The sequence below is a fragment of the Nitrosospira sp. TNL300 genome (assembly GCF_055385915.1).
The window spans coordinates 1,943,326-1,963,622 of record NZ_AP041005.1 but is presented as its reverse complement, the minus strand read 5'-3'; the positions used below and the strand labels follow the sequence as shown (position 1 = coordinate 1,963,622).

Annotated in this window: 13 protein-coding genes; 11 read left to right on the top strand and 2 right to left on the bottom strand. The window is 55.0% G+C overall.

Translation table 11 applies throughout. The features are described 5' to 3' along the window. Positions 1–45: 45 nt before the first annotated feature. Entirely contained in the window at positions 46–990 is a 945-nt protein-coding gene (locus tag ACZ5BW_RS09045; protein WP_464539119.1) for a CysB family HTH-type transcriptional regulator, read from the bottom strand. Between the two features lie 415 nt (positions 991–1,405). Here ACZ5BW_RS09045 and ACZ5BW_RS09040 point away from each other — a divergent pair, with 415 nt between their 5' ends. Further along, positions 1,406–2,464 carry a sulfate ABC transporter substrate-binding protein gene (locus ACZ5BW_RS09040; RefSeq protein WP_464539117.1) on the top strand — a complete coding sequence of 353 codons (1,059 nt, stop codon included), beginning with the start codon at positions 1,406–1,408 and terminating at the stop codon, positions 2,462–2,464. A gap of 25 nt (positions 2,465–2,489) precedes the next feature. Here ACZ5BW_RS09040 and ACZ5BW_RS09035 read toward each other — a convergent pair whose 3' ends face one another. Continuing rightward, a complete protein-coding gene (locus tag ACZ5BW_RS09035) occupies positions 2,490–3,011 on the bottom strand; it encodes a protein YgfX (protein ID WP_464539115.1) in 522 nt (173 codons plus the stop codon). Positions 3,012–3,135: 124 nt separating this feature from the next. Between ACZ5BW_RS09035 and ygfZ the strand changes: the two genes are divergently transcribed. The 10 genes from ygfZ to ACZ5BW_RS08985 all read left to right on the top strand — a co-directional run bounded on the left by ygfZ (position 3,136) and on the right by ACZ5BW_RS08985 (position 20,297). Further along, positions 3,136–4,182 (top strand): CAF17-like 4Fe-4S cluster assembly/insertion protein YgfZ, encoded by a 1,047-nt coding sequence (gene ygfZ, locus ACZ5BW_RS09030; RefSeq protein WP_464539113.1) that lies wholly within the window; start codon positions 3,136–3,138, stop codon positions 4,180–4,182. Between the two features lie 210 nt (positions 4,183–4,392). Beyond that, complete coding sequence (locus tag ACZ5BW_RS09025; protein ID WP_464539111.1) at positions 4,393–7,317, top strand: bifunctional glycoside hydrolase 114/ polysaccharide deacetylase family protein; 2,925 nt, start codon at positions 4,393–4,395, stop codon at positions 7,315–7,317. Beyond that, entirely contained in the window at positions 7,307–10,054 is a 2,748-nt protein-coding gene (locus ACZ5BW_RS09020; protein ID WP_464539109.1) for a tetratricopeptide repeat protein, read from the top strand. Before ACZ5BW_RS09025 ends, ACZ5BW_RS09020 begins: the two co-directional genes overlap by 11 nt. Continuing rightward, the gene (locus ACZ5BW_RS09015) at positions 10,051–11,322 is read left to right on the top strand and encodes a protein PelD (RefSeq protein WP_464539107.1); all 1,272 of its coding nucleotides are present in this window, start codon (positions 10,051–10,053) and stop codon (positions 11,320–11,322) included. Before ACZ5BW_RS09020 ends, ACZ5BW_RS09015 begins: the two co-directional genes overlap by 4 nt. Continuing rightward, the gene (locus ACZ5BW_RS09010) at positions 11,322–12,455 is read left to right on the top strand and encodes a protein PelE (RefSeq protein WP_464539105.1); all 1,134 of its coding nucleotides are present in this window, start codon (positions 11,322–11,324) and stop codon (positions 12,453–12,455) included. The genes ACZ5BW_RS09015 and ACZ5BW_RS09010 overlap by 1 nt, the downstream gene beginning before the upstream one ends. Further along, positions 12,452–14,032 (top strand): GT4 family glycosyltransferase PelF, encoded by a 1,581-nt coding sequence (gene pelF, locus ACZ5BW_RS09005; protein ID WP_464539103.1) that lies wholly within the window; start codon positions 12,452–12,454, stop codon positions 14,030–14,032. The genes ACZ5BW_RS09010 and pelF overlap by 4 nt, the downstream gene beginning before the upstream one ends. Before the next feature lie 13 nt (positions 14,033–14,045). Beyond that, positions 14,046–15,416, top strand: a complete 1,371-nt coding sequence (gene pelG, locus ACZ5BW_RS09000) for an exopolysaccharide Pel transporter PelG (RefSeq protein ID WP_464539101.1) — start codon at positions 14,046–14,048, stop codon at positions 15,414–15,416. Positions 15,417–15,458: 42 nt separating this feature from the next. Further along, the gene (locus tag ACZ5BW_RS08995; RefSeq protein ID WP_464539099.1) at positions 15,459–15,635 is read left to right on the top strand and encodes a hypothetical protein; all 177 of its coding nucleotides are present in this window, start codon (positions 15,459–15,461) and stop codon (positions 15,633–15,635) included. A 333-nt stretch (positions 15,636–15,968) separates the two neighbouring features. After that, positions 15,969–16,964 carry a hypothetical protein gene (locus ACZ5BW_RS08990; protein WP_464539097.1) on the top strand — a complete coding sequence of 332 codons (996 nt, stop codon included), beginning with the start codon at positions 15,969–15,971 and terminating at the stop codon, positions 16,962–16,964. Between the two features lie 39 nt (positions 16,965–17,003). Further along, on the top strand, positions 17,004–20,297 hold the full coding sequence (locus ACZ5BW_RS08985; RefSeq protein ID WP_464539095.1) for an efflux RND transporter permease subunit: 3,294 nt from the start codon (positions 17,004–17,006) through the stop codon (positions 20,295–20,297).

Here is a 20,297-nt window from a genome sequence, read left to right as displayed (position 1 = left end):
CGTATCTCCTGCGGGTTCAAATGGTTTTCCAGATCATTCCAGCAGTCAGTCGCCGAGTTCCACTCCCGCTCGCGGCCTCACGCCCGCCCGAATAGCAGCTTCCGTCAGGGAAGGAAGGCAAAGCTCGATGAATCGATAGGCGTATCCCCGCAGGTAATGGCCACGGCGGATCGAGATATTTGTGGTGTTTTGCTCGAACAGGTGTGAACTGTCCAGCAGAGTCAGCCGGGTGTCCCGCACGGGATTGAAGGCCATTGACGCAACAAGACCTACCCCCAGCCCCAGTTCCACGTACGTTTTAATGACGTCTGCATCGAGTGCGGACATGGCGATGTCCAGCACTAATCCTGCCCTGGCAAACGTCTGATCAATTCCCGCCCGGCCGGTAAAGCCTTCGTGATAAGTGATGACCGGGAACTCTGCAATGGCTTCAAGCGTGAGCGGCTGTATTGCTTCCAACGGGTGTCCGTGCGGCACAATGACAGCGTGGTGCCACGAGTAATAAGGAAAAGAGGCCAGTTCTGCAACACTCTCCAATGCTTCGGTGGCAATGCCGATATCGGCCACTCCATCCAGCAGCATCGATACGATCTCGCCGGGGCTGGCCTGGTGCAGGACGAGATGCACCTGGGGAAAGGTTTTCTTGAATTGCGTGACCACCGTGGGGAGTGCATACTGTGCCTGCGTGTGCGTAGTGGCGATGGTCAGCCGTCCTTTATCTCGCTTGCTGAACTGCTCAGCCAGGCGCTTGACATTCTTTGCATCCAGAAGGATGCGCTCGACAATCTCTATCAGCTCCTTGCCCGGATTGGTCAAGCCGAGCAGCCGCTTGCCTTTGCGCACGAACAACTCGACGCCCAATTCATCTTCCAGGTCCTTGATGTGTTTGCTGACGCCGGACTGGGAGGTAAACAAGGCGTTGGCCGCTTCGGTCAGATTATAATTCTGGCGAACCGTCTCATGGATGATGCGCAATTGTTGAAAGTTCATATTTATAAGCCTGTAGCCTGTTATTGTCGTGATCGGTTCGAGCGGTGATGGGGTGCGGAACTTTGATTGAAAAATCATTATGGCTTTTCCCAGGGGTGCGATAAAGAAAAGGCGCGAGCCGATGGCCAGCGCCTTGAAAATCACAACAACAACGGAGAATAACCACACCTGAAAGTTATCAGTTCTGTTTTTCCCAGTGAACCAATATTAATTCATTTGTTTATACATTTTTATGCATAACCAATCGAGGGAAAGGGCGTCTGTCACCCACGGGCAGGAAGGACAGGAGACGTAAACGAGCGGGATGCACCGATGACGCTCCCCGTTGATAAGCTATTCATTTTTTCTTGGTTTGAGCAGGGTGACGCCGATGCTAAATTTCATTCCTTGATCCTTTGCATTGGAGGAATAAAAAATGCCTTTCAATAACTCTCCCCGTCTTGCTGTCAGCCTGTTCATCTCACTGATCAGCCTCGGGGGCGCCTACGCGACACTGAACAAGTCCTCTCACTCCGCTTATGAGCCTTCGCCCCCCGCGGCGGAAGTGTACGCCGATTTAAACCATTCATTTGCTGAGCACTGGAAAGCACGTACAGGTGTAGATGTGAGCGTCGGACAGGCACTGAGCAAATCAGGAAAGCCGGTGCATGTAACGCTAGACGGTCTGGATGTTACAACTCTCGCGTTATCTTATGACGCTGCAAAGCTGGGCGAAAAAAACCGGTTCATTGCGCCTTCGATGAGCAAGTTTCTCTCACATGATACCACCGGCAATTTGTCCCGTGCATCGCCCTATACCTCCACGATTGTCTTCCTCGTGCGCAAGGGTAATCCCAAAGAGGTGAACGACTGGGATGACCTTTTACACCTGGAAATAGAAGTTGTCATGCCCGACCCCAGAATTTCCGTAAGTGGTCGATGGGGTTATCTGGCCGCATGGGGATATGCGCTCAGGCAACCGGGCGGCAACGAAGCAAGGGCACTGGACTTTGTGCGGAGACTGCTTGCCAACGTAATACAGCCGGATACTGAAGCAGGGCGGATGGAAGCAGCCATCACTGCTTTTGTGGAGCGCGGGGTGGGTGACGTATTGCTGGTATGGGAAAATGAAGCTCATCTGGCAATGCAAGGAAGGGCAGATGGAAAGGCAGATGGGTTTGAAATAATTACGCCATCGACCTCCATAATGGTTGAGCCGGCTGTGAGCATAGTGGACTCAGCGGCGGTCGGGGACGGCAAAGGCGGGCGCGAGGTGGCGGCTGCCTATGTCGACTACCTTTATACGCCCCAGGCGCAGGATATCGTAGGGGGCCACTATTTGCGCCCGCGGGATAAACAGGTAAGCGCTAAATATGCTAAGCAGTTTCCCGCGCTGGAATTATTTACCGTCGATGAAGCCTTCGGCGGCTGGCAGAAAGCCGAGAGAACGCATTTTGCCAGGGGTGCAATCCTTGAACAAATTCGCAGTAATTGATACGGATTATTACAGAAGCAGCCGGCTATTCAGGCCGGCTCAATTCACCTCTCCGGTTTCTCCACTTCCACCGCAATAGCACCCGTAACTGCCTGAACTCCTCCGGGTTTATTCCATCGGGAAGGATTACAATACTGCGCGAAAAGTATCGGCTCAACTGTCGCGGGGACGCGTCTGTTTTATCGATTTTCAGGGGGTTCAAGTCGAGCACGGTCAGATAGGGTGCGACGAAACTGCTGCCAAGCAAGGCACAAGCGATCCGTCCGCCATCGCGGGTATTCAGGATGCATACCATTTCATCAGTTACTCCGAGACTGGAAACGGAGTCCGGCGAGCGCAACAATGCGTAGCGCCTCAGGTAGAAAACAAGGCTGATGACGAGCAAAGCGGAGCCCGTCAATTTGACTGAATGGGGTATCATCAAGGGCCACAACAGTACAATAGCCACAAAGTGCGTGAAGCCGAGCACTACTCCTAACGTTCGGGATGATTTCAGGTGGACGACGAGGAAAGGCGCAGGGGGTTGCATAACGGCTTGCAGTTGCATAACGGGTTGCATGTTTTAAAATATTGATGAACTATTGTCTCAGCGCGGGCAGTTTGCCACCCGGCTGGAGTGTATGCTTTATAATTAACCCTTTTTCGGGCATTCTTCGAGCATCTGCCTTTATATGAATCCTGTCTGGCACTCCTACCTGCAAAGCCATGGTGCGATTTTTCGGGCAGACTGCATTGTCAGCTACGGCAATGCTGCTGCCGAACTTGAGAGTACCCGATCTGCCAACGTGCTGAGTGATCTTTCTCATTTTGGTCTGATTCACTTTTGGGGAGAGGATGCGGAAACTTTTCTGCAAGGACAATTGAGTTGCGATATAAGACGTGTCACTGCCTCAGCAGCCTCCTATGGAAGTTATTGCAATCCAAAAGGCAGAATTCTCGCGACTTTTCTTATTTTGCGCGCGATTGATGACGGTTATCTCATGCAGTTGCCTGCAATGTTGCTCGCGGGGATCCAGAAGCGCCTTGCCATGTATGTGCTGCGGGCCAGGGTCAAATTGGCGGACAGCAGCGGAGCCTGGGTCCGCGTAGGTGTTGCGGGCTGCCACAGCGCGGCTTTGTTAAGGGAGATCCTGGGGGAAATTCCTGCCGCGCCGCTGGGAGTGAGGCATGGCGAAAGAGGAAGCATCATTCGTCTTGCAGAGGATCGCTTTCAACTCCTCATTCTTCCGGAGCAGGCGTCCACGATATGGGAAGATTTGAGCAGGAATGCGACGCCGGTAGGGAAGCCCTGTTGGGACTGGCTGGAAATCCGGGCAGGTATTCCCCACATCCTACCCGCGACCCAGGAACAATTCGTGCCACAGATGGTGAACCTGGATGCCCTCGGCGGGATAAGCTTTCAGAAAGGCTGTTATCCCGGTCAGGAAATCGTTGCCCGCACACAGTATCTCGGCAAAATAAAGCGGCGCATGTATCTTGCAAATGTTCGTCCGGAAACGTGTGACTTGCCAATCGAAGCGGGGGATGAGTTATTCAGCGCCGATTTGGGGGAACAATCCGCAGGTATGGTAGTCAACCCGGCATCGTCCTCCGACGGAGGAACTGATCTGTTGGCTGTCATTCAGGCCAGCAGTGTCGAGGCGGGTGAAATTCACTGGAAATCGCTGGATGGTCCCGCGCTGGGAATTATGCCGCTGCCCTATTCCGCAATCCAGTAAAGAGTATAAAGAGTAAAACGGTATGCGCTCGATTTTGTCATTATCAAATAGCAGCATACCTCTCGATGAGATCTGCCCTGACGGTCAAATTTCCCACTAGGAAACCCGACAGAAAGAACATTCCCTGTTACCTTGCGAAGCACCTTGATACAAAATGCATTCCGGTACGCCTCACTGGCCTCGGGAGCAGAAAGGATATCTAAACAAGTTTTGCAAACTGCTACACGCAACCCCATTATTCCGGGCATTGACATCGGAGACGGAGGTGTCCTGCATATCTGTAAAGACCGCAAAGACCATAGCGGCACCTATGACAACCTGCTTCAACTATCAGGATTCCGCTTCCTGTTCTATTTTTCCGGTGCGATCTGGAGCAAAGTATCATCGCTCTGTTCAGGCATCGGGTGGCTGCTCCTGTCATTGATGCTGGTGACATCCTCGGCCCACGCAGATGGACTGGAGTTGGAGAAACGCGATATTGTTTTCTACTATGGCAGCAGGCCGCCCATCGAAGACCTGCGCCATTTCGACCAGATCGTCATTCAGCCAAGCCAGATTCTGCCACATGAGAAAACAGCACTGTTGAATCTGGATTCTTCACTCGTCTTCGCCTATGTCTCGTTTGGTGAAATTGCCCGCAACAGCGAAGATATGGCGCGTATCGATACGGATTGGTCGATAGGCGTCAATCCTGCCTGGAACAGCCTGGTAATGGACATGACCGATCCTGCCTGGCGCGAATATCTGCTGAAGCAGCACTTCGAACGCTTGTGGCGGGACGGCTATCGCGCCTTTTTTCTCGATACGGTCGACAGTTACCTGATCGTGACGAGGGAGGGCAAGCAACGCGAAGAGCAGGAAAAAGGACTGGTTTCACTGCTCGCGGAAGTCAAGCAGCGTTTTCCAGGATGCAAGCTCATTCTCAACCGTGGCTTTGAAGTGCTGGATCGGGCCAGCCAGTATGCTGACGGTATGGTGGCGGAATCACTTTTTCATGGTTTTGACCCGGTTAGCGGTAAACACGCCCCAACCAAGGAAGAAAACAGAAAGTGGCTGCTCGACCAGTTGGCGCGGGCGCAAAACGAGTTCAAGGTGCCTATTACGGTGCTCGACTATGTCGATCCGGGAAATTGGGCGGAGGCGGAAAAAACGGCGCGCGATATCCTCAAGCTGGGATTCATGCCCTGGGTCGCCAATGGAGACCTGACATGGCTGGGGCACGGGCGGATGCGCCTTGCTCCCCGCAAGCTGCTGGCTATCGTAAACGGAACGCCCGCGCAGCAGATGGAGCATGATCTGTTCCGGCGTGCGGCCATGCCGCTCGAATATCTTGGCCTGGCGCTCGACTATTGGTACATCGATCAGCTTCCCCTGCCGATTGAACCGCTCGTCGGGCGATATGTCGGGGTTATCGCGTGGCTGGGGGAGGACAGTGCGAACGGTACCGAACGGTATGAGAGTGTCTGCGCACGGCTGCAGTCAGAAGCGAATGCGGGACTGCCGATAGTGCTCATGGGTTATCTGCCCGCGGGTGTTGCGTGCCGGAATCTGCTGGATTATCAGGGGGAATTACAGCCGACGACCGGCATCCTGAAACTCGATGCCATGAACGAGCGCCTGGGACGCCCCGAATCCGCTCCGGTGATCGGCAGCGGCACGCCCGATGTGCGTGTTCGGGATCGCAATAACGCATGGCTCACTCTGCGCAGTGCTGACAAAATATTTCATCCGGTCGCGGTGACGAGCTGGGGCGGTTACGCGTTACACCCTCACATCCTGAACGAGAGTGCATCCGGACGCCACGAATGGCTGCTCGATCCTTTTGTTTTTTTCCAGGCGGCGTTGCGCCTGCCGGTGCAGCCGGTATTTGACATGACAACGGAAAACGGGCGGCGCCTGGGGATTATCGAGGTGAGGGGAGATCGCCTGTTTGCAAAGGATGAGCAGGGTGTGGAGGGGATCGATCGGCTCAGGGAGTGGATGGAAAAAAACCCGCTGCCAATAACATTGGGTGTCATCGAAGCGGAAGTGGCGACCGAAGAGCAGCGGAGCAAGCTGCGCGAGGTAGCCAGTTTGCCCCAGGTTCGCCTGGCCAGCCATACTTACAGCCATCCTTTTTATTGGGGGGTATTCGAAGGCAAGACAGACGCGGATCAGCAACCCTACCGTTACAGCGTATTCATGAAGGATTACGCGGCGGAAATGACGCGTGAAACGGGCGGCACTCTTCCATTCCTGCACACGATGGCACCGGATTCTCCCTCGCTGTTGATCTGGTCGGGGGATGGCAAGCCAGGACCCGCTGTACTGGCAGCTGCGCAGAAAGCCGGGCTGCCGCATTATGGCGGAGGGGGGCTGCATTGGCAGAGCGGACAGATGTCGCTTGCAGACCTTGATCCGGCACTTCGTCCCACCGAATGGGGGATTCAGGTGATGACGCCGCTGGTTGCCGAGCCTCTGTTCGCGCAACTCTGGTACGGCGAAGCCCTGAATTTTGGCAAGGTTGGCGAGTGGAACCGCGAGCTCGACCTTGCACGCCGGTTGCGTATTTCGTCGATATCGATTCATGCCGATGCATTCCTGAACGAACGGGGGAGGGAGCTTCTGGAGCAGATGGCGGAGGCGCAGCGCAAGGAAAATGTGCTCGGCATCTGGGTCGATGAATATGCCACCCGTGCGCGCGCGTTCCAGACCGCGAGCATCGCACGCGATCTCGATGGCAATTGGTTTCTTTTCGGGGATGCGCTTAGAACAGTGCGGTTGCCCCAGACTGAAATGACGCCGGAAATCTCTAGCGATGTAGTTGGATATAATGACCGCAATGACAACCGCTACATCTACCTTGCCCGGAATCATGCAATCCTAAAAGCCGCCCAGGGTAAACGGAACGGAAATCCGGGCCTGAGATTGATCGACGCCAGTGCGCCCCTGAAATCCTGGCATATCAACAATGATGGTTCCGCCACGCTTTTATTCGAATCGCGGGGGCGTCTGGCTCCCCTGACTGTCACGGCTCCCGCTTCCTGCGCCTTGAGCATAAATGACACCAGATTGACGCCGCAGATGAAGGGTACACATTCCGTTTATACAGTTTCAGGAAACCTGGCAGCGGGAAAATTCCGGCTTGAGTGTTGAAACGCAACGCGAATCATTGCTAAACGCACCCGCGTTGCTGTTCATGAGCGCGGTGGTTCTCATTGCTTTCTGGGTATTGTTTCCGCGTCAGCCCGCTTTCAGGGATCCAGCCAACCTGTCGGCAAAAGATGCTTTGTCAGTCGCTTATCTTCGTGTTCTCGTGCAGTCCGATCCGCGTAACGCTCCGCTACGCCTGTCGTTCGTGCAGGTACTGACGGAAGCGGGCATGACCGATGAGGCCATCCTTGCCATGGAACCCCTGCAGAATGCTCCCGAGTCAGGGTTGACTTACGAGATTCGCCTAGCGGAACTGAAGCTGGCACTGCAGCAGCTTTACCGACATCCTCCCCGGGATGCCGAAGTATCACTGCGAAGGCGTATCGGGGAGTTGGTCCCTTCATTGCTGCGCCTGGCAGAGAATGACAAAGAGTCGAATCAGGTGGTGTTGCTGGCAGAGCAGTTTGGCGAACCCTTGGTCATAGCGGAAACCTTCGAGCAGTTGGTTCGCATGCAGAATGAAACCCGGCAGACAAAATCGCGCTGGCTTGCTTTTGCTGCCAAACAGCGGCTTGCGGCTGCACAACCCAGAGTTGCAGCACGAGATTTCTGCCAGGCCTTCACTTTCGAACGAGTCGTCAGGAAGAAAACAGAATTGGCGAAAGCATGTTTAGGCGCCTATCTTCAGGCGGGTGTCGATCGGGAGGCGTTGAAAGCTGCGATAAAGATACTCTCCGCTTATAGCGGACCGGCTGATGTCGCGGGTCCTGATAATTCCAGCCCGGTTGCCCCCTCCAGCGCGGACGCGCAGCTACTGATGCTGGCGGCCGACGTTGCCCAGCCGATGGGTGATCGTGACCATGCATTGGTTTGGCTGGAGCAGGCGAGCGTGCAGATGCCCGCGGATCAGAAGCTGGCAGAACGTATTGTCCGGTTGCAGGTTTCGATGGGTCTCCTCGGCGAAGGTCTTGCACGGGCAGCCGCGCTGCGCGCTTCCCTGATTCCTGGAAGTGAACGTCATCGACTGCTGGCCCATTTGTATGACTGGAACGGTCAAGCTGATGAAGCGCTCGCCTTGTGGTTGTCTTTTGCGCGCCACAAGGCTGATGAGGAGGCTGAAACCCGAGCCTTCGCACTGGCTCAGGCAAAGCCGGATAACGAGGCGATTGTGCAGCTTCTTGAGGCAGTCATGTCCCGCCGCAAGCTGACGGCTGCCGAAGCGGAAGCTTATGTCAGGGCAGGTCTCGCTGTTGCCCAGCCGTCTCGTGTGGAAAAGCAGTTGCGACGTCACGCGGAGCGATTCGACAACCCTCCACCCATACTTAAAGCACTAGTGGAAGTTCTTGTTCTTCAGGGCAAACCGGATGCGGCGCTCACGTTGTATGAAGATATGCCGGAAATGCAGGATGGGCGGCAGAGGCTTGCCTTGGCAAGGCTATATGAGGAAGCCGGCAATACGCAAAAGAGCTTTCAGTTACTGCTCCGGGACATCGACTCGCCGGATCCTGCTTCTGCGGAAGAATACTGGCTGCTGCTGGCGAAAGTTTCCACGCAACTGGGGCAGGATGCGTACGCCAGCAAAGCCTACGAAAAAGCGTTGGTCCTTCGGCCGAACGATGTGGAAATTCTGGAAAACCTGCAACGTCTGGCCCTGCGTCATCACGATGATAAAAAAAGCGAGCGGCTTGCGCGCTATGGATGGGAAAAATTGAAGCGCATCGAGGATTTGCAGCGCCTGATGCGTTTTTCCTGGAAGCGGGGAAATTGGGATGAGCTGGATCACTGGCTCAGGGTTGCGGAAAAACTTCCTTCAGCAGCGCAGGCGCCGGATTACTGGTATTTCCAGTCGATGCGCAAAATGGCGCATGGGGAGAAAAACGCTGCACGTGATGCACTGCATGAGATCTTGAGATTGCAGGTTGCAGATCCGGAAGTAACCGAAGCCATGATCTGGCTATTGCTGTCCTATGAGAAAATTGATCATGCGCTGCTTGAATCCGTCGTTGCGCCCTATCATGCCCAGTCAGCCAATCAGTCCACGGTCAATCCGGCTTTAGCCGAAGCCCTCGCGGCAGCGGAGCAAGGTTTGGGCAGGCCGGTTCAGGCAGCGGCGTGGTTTTTGCGATCACTTTCTACCCGGCCCGGAGATTTTCTCTGGATATTGACGCTGGCGGACAATATGGAATGGGCGGGGTGTCCGGCTCACGCCAATTATGCTCGTCTCCAGGCGCTCGAAATATTCGCTTCAAAGCAGAATTCCCAAATCGAGGTGAAATATCCACCACGCCTGGCCGAATACTTCTTCGGATCAAAGTATTTTCCAGCCAAAAGGGATGATACCGATGACACAAAGAAACAGGAGGAATTACAGTCGATTCGGAACCAATGGGGTCTTGGAGGAAAACTGGATAATGCCGACTATTTTGCATTGCGCAGAGAAATGGAACGGCTTGAGCTGTCACAATGGAAAGCCTTCGCAAAGGCAGTCAGGCACAGGAATGAGCGGGAAGTGGCGCGGCAGTTGGCGCTCATTTCGGATCACCTGAAGCGTCAGCCTGCGGCCGCATCGCATGCGGACATGCTCCCCTTATCCATAGACGATGTGGATCGCGCGAATCGCTGGTTGGCCGGCGAACCGAAACCCAACCCGAGCGATTTGGCGACGGAACTGGATATCTGCCGCGAAACGCTGACCAAGATCCGGGAATTTTCTGCAAACAGTGAGCCTGCAAAGCGATGAAGAAACCCTGGCTGGAAGGTATAGAGGTTGTCGATGTAAACACCCCGGTATCTGCGTGGGGCGGCTGGTTTGAAACACTCGTTATAACTGCTGTTGTAATTGCGGCATCATTCATTACTCAGCAGGCGGACCCTTTCCGGTTGAGTGGCGGATTCCCATGGGCAGTGCTGGCGCCCCTGCTCGCGGGGTTACGGTACGGGTTTGTCTTTGGTTTTGTCAGCGCCCTGCTGACACTCGCAGTGCTTGGTGTTGCCATTGACCAGCAATGGCAGGTCGCGAAGAGCTTTCCGCTGCCTTGGGCGATAGGCGTTGTAGTGGTAGCGATGGTGGCGGGGGAGTTTCGTGACATGTGGGGGCGCCGCCTGCACCGGCTGGAGGGTGCGTATCAGTACCGCGCCGAGCGTCTTGAGGAATTCACGCGCAGTTACCAGTTATTGCGCCTGTCGCACGATCGTCTCGAACAAACCGTTGCCAACAGCGGCTTTTCCCTGCGTGAAGGCATCATGCACCTTCAATCCACTCTGGATGGCATTGATGGATTGACGGAAAGCTCGTTGCAAAAGCTTATTGAATTTGTGGCGGAATATGGTGCATTGACGCAGGCCTGCATTATCGGTATTACTGCCGACCGCATTGATACCTCCCACGTTCTGGCCTGTGTGGGAGAGCGATTTCCCGTCGATGAGGCTGATCCAGTGCTGAGAATGGCGCTCGATAGCGGCGAACTGGCCACGGTGAATTTTTTGCAGGATTCAGGGATGGATCAGGCCCGGCTTCTGGCCGCGGTACCTTTGACCGACTCCATCGGCGAAATAAATGCCGTGCTGGCAGTGCGTTCCATGCCTTTTTTTTCGTTTCATGAAAGCAATCTCAAGCTTATCGCCGTGCTGGTGGCGCATGGCGTGGACCATCTCCGCTTCGGAACGGCGAGACCGTCGGTTCCCCGGTTTATTGCTTCGTTTGAACGTGCATATCAGGATTTTTCGCGCTTCAGGCTCGATACGGCACTCCTGAGATTATCCGGAAATCCGGATGAGATGCGGGGCATTTACGAAAAGCTGCGGTTTTCGATTCGTGCTATCGATTTTATCTGCCTTGCGCGTGAAAAGGATCAGCATGTCGTCTGGGTGATGTTGCCACTGACGGATATTACTGGCGCACGGGCATGGGCGCAGCGAGTAGCCGATATTCCTGCAACCTCCGCACAGGAATGGATGCCTGTCAACGAAATCGATCCGCAAAGGATCCGTTCCCTGGAGCAGGGGTGATGCGTCGCATGCATGGCCTGCTTGCGTTGTCAGGAGTGACTGCTGAAGTAGTAGCAGTTCTCCTGGTGGGGTTGAGCGCGGATGATGCGCTTGCAGCTTGGCAGGAAGGCGCGCTGCTGTTCACGGCAGTTGTATTTCACTCTGCTTCCTCGTATTACCTTGCGCGCATGTTCTGGCAGTCGTTGCCGCGTCGCTACAAACTTCCTCCTCGCAGAAGCCTGGGGTTGCTGTTTGCCTTTCTATGGATTCTGCCGGTTTTCGGGGCGCTGGGCGTGCTGTGGAGCATAACACGTGCATTGAAACGACCCCGGACCCGTTCCGCGAAGAATGTAAAGATTATAATCCTGCCTGAACTGCCTTTTTCACCACCTGTCATTTTCCCTGTTCCCCCTTACAGCCAGGGGGCCCTGCGCCAGATTGTCCATTTTGCCGAGCGCTCGCTCAAGCGGTTGAAAGCGGTGATGGCAACACGGCACATGGCGCCGAGAGAAGCCATGGAGATCTGGTCGAAGGCTACTCGCGACCCGATCGATGACGTAAGGTTGCTTGCCTATGCGATGAAGGATGCCCATGAAAAGAGGCTCATCGACCGCGTCCTGGCTTTAACCGAAGCGCTGCCACAACTTCCTCCACGAGCACAAAATGCCTGCCGCAAAACGATCGCCGCGCTGTGCTGGGAACTGGTATATCACAAGCTGGTACAGGGTGCGGTCAGGCAGCACTGGCTGAAAAACGCCCGTACACAAATGGAGATCGTATTGACCTCGTCATCCATTACGCCGCGCGACGCTCCCTCTGCATCTGCCCCTGTGCCTACTGCATCCGAGGCATCTCTGACGTCGCCCGAACATGGGATGAGTGAAGCATCCTCTCTATCGGGGGGCACAGACCCCGACAGTTGGCTGTTGTATGGCCGGATTTTATTGGAATCAGGTGAAGCTGCCCTGGCGAGAAAGGCTTTTGTCAACGCGGAAACCCATGGCGCGCACCAGCAACAACTGCTGCCATGGTTTGCCGAAATCGCTTTCCGGGAGCGGAAATTCTCCGAGGCGAAGCGCTGTTTATCTGCGCTTGCACGTGTTGGGGAGAAGGGGCGGGAACTGGCCCTGGTAAGAGCGTGGTGGAATAAATGAGCATGACCCAGGCAGGAGCGGAGAAGTCCTCGATGGTACGGGCAGCAGGATCGGTTGTGGAACCGGTGGCGGATATCGCTCTGCTGCTGGAAGGCACCTATCCCTATGTCCGTGGCGGGGTATCTTCATGGGTCCACCAGATCATCAACGGACTGCCGGAATTTACCTTCGCCGTGATCTTCATAGGCGGCCAGAAGGAAATGTATGGACCGGCGCAGTATCAGTTTCCGCCGAATGTGACGCATGTCGAAACACACTATCTGTTGCACCGCAGCCTTGCGAAGCCCCATAGCCGCAAGGGGAACCGCCAGCTTTTCCAGGAAATGGAAGAGCTGCATGCCACCATGCGGCAGCCTGGGAAATTGGCTGAGGGGAAAATGGTCGATGCGTTTGCGCGACTGGGCGCCAAGGGCGGCATCAGCCAGGAGGATTTTCTGTACAGCGAAGCTTCGTGGGATTACATTACCCGCCAATATAAAGAGCGCTGTACCGAGCCTTCGTTTGTGGACTATTTCTGGGCGATACGTGCAATGCATGCACCGCTGTTCGTGCTGGCCGATATCGCGGCCGGCCTTCCGCCAGTGCGGGCGGTGCATGCCATTTCGACCGGTTATGCAGGAATCCTGGGCGCGATGATGCGGTTGCGGCGAAACATTCCCTTTGTGCTCACCGAGCATGGTATTTATACCAAGGAGCGGAAAATAGATCTGGCGCAGGCTACCTGGATCCATGATCATAATGACGATGTATGCAACACGCTGCACGATGAAATGGGGTATATCCGCGGCCTCTGGATCAGGTTCTACGAGCAGCTCGGGCGCATGGCGTACGCGCAGGCCTCACCCATTATCAGCCTGTATGAGGGGAATCGGTTGAGACAGGTTGCCGATGGGGCGGCTCAGGAAAAAACAAGGGTCATTACCAACGGAATCAACGTGGAACGTTATCGAGGCGCACTCGAAAAAAGGCCGGAAAAGATTCCACCGGTGCTGGGACTGGTCGGGCGCGTGGTGCCGATCAAGGATATCAAGACGTTTATCCGGACATTGCGGATGCTGGTCAAGGAGCGTCCTGACGCTCAAGGATGGATTGTCGGTCCGGAAGACGAAGATCCGTCGTATGTGAATGAATGCAAGGAACTGGCCGAAAGCCTCGGCCTGAAGGATCATCTCAGATTCATGGGCTTTCAAAACATGCTGGAAATTCTGCCCCAGCTTGGCCTGATGGTGCTGACCTCGATCAGTGAAGCTCTGCCGCTGGTAATACTCGAGGCTTTCGCCAGCGGTGTTCCCTGCCTCGCCACGGATGTAGGGTCCTGCCGGGAGCTCATCGAAGGAACGGCCGAGCAGGATCGGGCACTGGGGGCAGCGGGTAGTGTAGTGCACATTGCCGATCCCGAAGGCACGGCAAAAGCAGCGCTCGAACTGCTGAACAACCCGGGGAAGTGGCGCGCTGCGCAGCAGGCGGGGCTTGCGCGTGTGAAACGCTACTATGACGACCAGCTCATGTTTTCATCTTATCGGAAAGTCTACTCGGAAGCCCTGGGCGTACCACGGCATCCGGCAGTAGCGAATTGATGTAACTAACTATATGGCCGGCATCGGTTTCAAAATCCGCAAAATCCTGGAGCGCGACAATTACTGGTCGGTGTTGCGAGCCTATGGTTATGCCGGCCTGGTCAGTGGTGGTCCCTGGGTGCTCTCAATTCTGAGCATCATGATGATAGGCGTTCTTGCCGTCATGCTGGGTGTGGAACAGCACGAAGTGAATGCCTTTCAGATTTGCGTTACCTACATGATGGCGGGTTCGCTGATCTGGACCGGGGGTATGCAGCTCATGTTCACGCGGTTTGTCGCGGATCGGACTTATGCCAATGACAAGGCAGAGGTGCTGCCCAATCTGTTCGGCGTCCTGATGCTGACCATGGCGGGCGGCTTTATGTGGGCAGCACCCTTCATCTTCTCGCTTTTCACGGGACCATTTTTCCAGCAGCTGTTGCTCCTGTGCAATTTTGTCGCGCTGAGCGGGATGTGGATTGTCCTCATCTTCCTGTCGGGGATGAAGGCCTATGGGCGCATCATATGGACCCTGGCCAAGGGTTATTCCCTGGGAATTGCAGTCGGGCTCTTCGCATCTCCGTGGGAACTCAACGGCCTGTTGCTCGGTGTGCTGACCGGTCATGGCTATCTGCTGTTTTCATTCCTGCATCATATCGTGCGGGAATATCCCGGAAATTCTCTGCTCAAGTTTGACTTTCTCGATCGAAGCCGGAGCTTTTACAGTCTGTTTGCGGTCGGCACGCTTTATTACCTGGCGGTGTGGATTGACAAATTCATCTTCTGGTTCGTACCCTACACTTCCGAAGCGGTTATCGGTCCATTGCGCGCATCCATTATCTACGATCTTCCCATTTTTCTGGCCTATCTATTCATCCTGCCGGGAATGGCCGTATTTCTGGTGAGCATAGAAGCGGACTTTGCCGAACAGCACGAACGTTTTTACCGTGCCGTGCGGGAAGGCGACACGCTGATGCATATCGAATACAGGCGTGACCAGATGGTGTACGCTGCCCGGCAGGGTATCTATGAAATCTTCAAAGTGCAGGGTTTGACGGTGGTGCTGTGTCTTCTGTGGGGCAGGGGCCTGCTGCAAACCATTGGCATATCCCCGCTCTACATTCATTTGTTTTATATCGATGTGGTTGCAGTCAGTGTGCAGGTGCTGCTGATGGCGATACTCAACATACTTTTTTATCTCGACGCCCGGCGGGAAGTGCTGATCGTTACGGCATGTTTTTTTATAACCAACCTGCTGTTCACCGTTGCCACGCTGCAACTAGGAGCAGAATCCTTCGGATACGGCTTTGCGGTATCCGTTACGTTGTCCGCATTTCTCGGCCTCTTCATCCTCTCGCACAAATTCAACCGGCTGGAGTATGAAACATTCATGCTGCAGGGTTAGCCGGCATCTCTCACGAATACCAGGTGCACCGCGGCCAGAATCATGAAAAAGTCGTTTTACGATAATGACTTGAATCATGAAATGGAGAGTTTCGCCCGTACCGGTGCCGACGGCCAGCAGCGGATTCTGCGTGGCATCGGTGAACTCCATCGCGTCAAGCCGTGTAATGAGTGCCTCCGCTTCGGTCAGCACTTCCCCCTCCAGCACTTCCCCCTCTAGCACTTTCCCCTCTCATACGAGGTTCTGCAGCCGCCCACACTTTTTGTCTTGAATGGTTCAGGTTGCAGTATTCACAAATTGACCACCTATACATCATAGTTCTCTTACAAAGGGTGTGATACTTTGATCTCACACTGGCCGTTGGCATCCTCTAAACCTATGCTGATCAGTCGAAGAAAGGCCACTGTGGGAAGTGTCGCGTTTGACCGCTGAATCGATTATTCGCACTTCATAATCGCCAGTCCATCAGCCGTGATAGCACGAAGCTAGGCGCTTTCGGTATGCGAGTTACCTGCTTATCCTGGAAGAGGAAAAACTTGGAAGCTCATCACCATGCAACTTACCATCCATACGATTGACATCGAGCAGGGAGAAAGTGCGCTCGTGGTTGCGGCAGACGTGGCAGCAGGGCGGCACCGGACGATATTGATCGAGGGCGGACTACTCGGGTATGCCGAGACAGTCCACAATTTTATCGATCCCATCCTCAGAGGTTACGGTTACTCCCTCGATCACGTTCTCGTCAGCCACTACGACAAGGATCATTCAGGGGAAATCATAGGACTCCTGAATGCGGACAACATGCGAGTCGTAAGTGAGACCATCTCGAACGCGGTGGCAAATGCGGCGCAATGGGCCGCAGCAGGTACTCGCCCCCAGCAAATCGCCTGCGGAGCCGTGGCCGCATCGGCAACGATCCTCGGAGCTTGCGGCCGGAACGTGAGCCAAATCCTGGCAATGTGCCAGGCTGTTTTCCCCCGGGCTGCCGGGAAGACAGACGACGAGGCGGCCGAGCTTGGATTTAACTACGCGCTGGAGCATACCAACAAGGTTCAGAGCTTTCCCGCACTTGAAGTCGGCAAAACCGGAAGGCGCAGAAATATCGCAAAAATATCCGCGGTCGCTGCGGCGATTGCCATCGCGTCGGGAAACAATCCGGCTGCCGCAGCCTTCGGCGCCATCTTCCTCCTGATTGCCAAAACACTTCCCAATCAGCTACGGCTCGATACCGGCGGCCGATACTGTAACGTCCATCTTATCGATATCGAGCAGCCAATCTGGCCATCACGATCTGCCGAGACATACGCCGGCACGGCGCTCGGGCAACACATAACGAAGGACGAGATTTTCAGGAACAGCGGGACTGGTACGGCTCTTTCTTCCCCCCATTCTCCCGGGATATTCTGCCGGGTGATCAGCTTCTGGGTTTGGCAAGGGATCGGCAATAATCCTGTTCAGACCGTCTGGAGGCGCAAGGCGGGGGACTGCACGTCCAACCTTGTAAGGATTTGCCAAAGAATTGCCTCATCCATACGTGCAATATTCTAGGTAAATGAATTTTACCGAAGGCATAAGAGGGAACATAGTATGAACCAGATCGTAATTGTCGCGTTACGGAAACCTTACACCTTCGTGGTCATGTCAATTCTGATTGTCATATTTGGAATCAGGGCCATACGGCACTCGCCAACGGACGTCTTTCCCACTATCAAGATTCCCGTGATCTCCGTAGTCTGGGCTTACGCCGGCATGCTGCCGCTGGATGTGTCCGGTCGTATCACTTTTTACTTCGAACGCTTCTTGACCTCGACGGTGGAAGGTATCGCGGACATCGTCAGCCAGTGTTACTATGGCATCAGCATCACGAATATTTTTCTTCAGCCCCACACCAACCTCCCTGGCGCAGAAGCGGAAGTCACAGCCATAGCCCAGACGATCGTCAAGCAGTTGCCGCCGGATATTTCCCCGCCGATGATCATGCGCCTGGAAGCCTCTCAGGTAGCGGTAGCCAGCCTGCAGGTTACCTCGGAAGAGATGACCCCGGCAGACCTCTACAATCTTTCTTATAACCAGCTCAGGCCCCTGATTGTCGTGATCCCGGGGGCGATCGTTCCGCATCCTTACGGCGGAAAGCCCAAGCAGCTTCTGGTATCCCTTGATCAAGACAAGATGCTGGCTCGCAATGTAGCGCCGACTGATGTCCATGCGGCTTTCGATCGCCAGAATATCGTGCTGCCCGCGGGTGACATGAAGATCAAGCAGACCGACTGGATGGTCGCGACAAACGCGATGCCCCCGGATATCGAGGATTTCAACAATATCCCGGTAAAGAGGGACGGAAATTCGTTCGTTTTCCTGCGTGACGTCGCCGATGTTCAGCTGGCAGGGCCGCCGCAAACAAACTCCGTCATCGTGGACGGGAAGCAGGCCGTCATTATTGTCGTCATGAAAAGCGGCGAGGCCTCGACCCTGGACGTGGTCGACGGCATCAGGGCAACCCTTCCGCGGATCAAGGAGATCGTGCCGTCCCATGTGGACGTCAGGATCATCACCGATGCGTCGGTCTTCGTGCGGGAATCCATCAACGAGGTGATGCATGAGATGATGATCGCCGGCCTGCTTGTCGGTTTCATCGTCATGCTCATGCTCGGCTCGTGGCGTCCCATGATAGTCGTTACGACTTCAATTCCGTTGTGTATCTTAACCTCCCTCATCTGCCTGCAGGCGCTGGGCGAATCGATGAACGTCATGACACTGGGGGGACTGGCGCTGGCGGTAGGGATTCTTGTCGACGACGCGACAGTGATGATCGAGAACATCGATACTCACCTGGAGATGGGCAAGGAACTCGATGAGGCAATCATCGATGCGGCAAACCAGATCGTTATTCCGACGCTGCTCGCCACATTATGCATATGCATTGTCTGGCTGCCGCTGTTCACGCTTTCCGGCGTATCGGGCTATCTGTTCAAGCCGATGGCGCTGGCGGTGATATTCGCCATGCTGGCATCCTTCATCCTGTCGCGTACGCTCGTGCCGACCATGGCGAAATATCTTATCAAGCATCCTCACGGGGAAGGGCACGGCGAAGGACACGGCGAAGGACACGAAAAGGAAGGCCACCATGGCGAGGAAAAGCCGGCAGGGAAGTTTGCCGGTTTTCAGCAGAAGCTAAAGAGTCCCCTGGTGTTTTTTACCCGTGCCCAGGAGGCTTTCGAAGCTCGTTTTCTTCAGTTCTGCGCCTGGTATGGCAATCTGCTTGAACGAACGATTGAAAATCGCCGCGTGTTCGCAACGTTCATGCTGATCTTCGCGCTCGCTTCTCTTGTTCTGTTCTACTTCAACGGCCGCGATTTTTTCCCCGAGGTCAGGTCAGGGACTATCCAGATGCACATGCGGGCGCCTCTCGGCACACGGATGGAAGCCGTAAACCGCATCACCACGCTCGTTGCGAATGATATCCACGAAATGCTTCCCGGACAGGTTGAAGGCGTCATCAGCAATTGCGGCCTGCCCGTCGGCCCGCATAATCTGGCGTTTATTCCGACCCCCACGATCGGAACGCAGGACTGCGATCTCACGGTCACCCTGTTCAACGAGAAATCAGCCGTGTGGGATCTTCGGAAAATTCTCCATGAAGGCCTGAAGGAGCGCTATCCGGGGGCTGAATTCACCTTTCAGCCAGCCGATCTGATCGCGAAAATCCTGAATTTCGGCGCCCCTTCTCCGATTACTGTTCAGGTCAACGGGATGGATATATACGGAAACTACGAATACGCGCGCAAGTTGCAAGCCAGGCTGCGTGAAATTCCCGGTTCCTCCGATGTGGTGATCCAGCAAACCATGCGCACGCCGACCATGTTTATGGAAGGCCAAAGGACCTATGGACTCGGTGTTGACAGGACCGAAGAGGATATCTTCCTGAATATGCTGATAACGACTAACGGAACCCAGCAGATCGACCAGAAATACTGGCTGGATCTGAAGACCGGCATGTCATACCAGATCAACATCTATCAGCCTCAACCTCAAGTTTCAAGCATCAATGAGTTGAACAGGGTTCCTGTCAAGTCACTGGAGGGAGACGACCCGGATCAGAAATATCAGCTCCTCGGCAATCTGACGCAGAAATCGCCGATAGGCACACCCGGCCTGGTCACTCACAGAGGCATCATGCCGTTGATTGAAGTGTATGTATCCGCCGAAGGACGGGGGCTGGGCGACGTGCTGGAGGACGTCAAGAAAATTGTCGACGAGATGGATGAAGAAGTTCCCCGCGGCTCCGAAGCTACAATCGCCGGCCAGGCCGCGAATATGGTCACGACCTATGGCGAACTGCTTGTCGGCCTCCTGGCGGCTGTCGTGCTGATCTATCTCATGCTTGTCATCAATTTTCAATCATGGCTGATTCCCTTCATCATCATCACAGCCTTGCCCGGCGCCCTGGCAGGCATTGCCTGGGCCCTGTTCCTGACCCACACGAATATTTCCGTTCCGGCCCTGACGGGCGCCATCATGGCCATGGGAACGGCCACGGCAAACTCCATACTTGTCGTGTCCTTCGCGCTGGAGCGCATCGAGATGCATGGCGATCCGCTGCTGGCCGCCATTGAGTCCGGAAAAGCCCGTATTCGTCCTGTTCTCATGACCGCGGCGGCCATGATCATGGGCATGCTGCCGATGGCGATGGGAGGGTCCACCAATGCGCCGCTGGGTCGTGCGGTCATCGGCGGCTTGACGTTTGCAACGATATATACCCTGTTTTTTGTTCCCGTTGTGTATGCCATCATCTATTACACACGAAGCACTCCAAAAGACAAGGAAAGCGTTCTTCAGCAGGACGTTCCACTACACGGCGCTCCTCAACAGGGAGATTTCTGA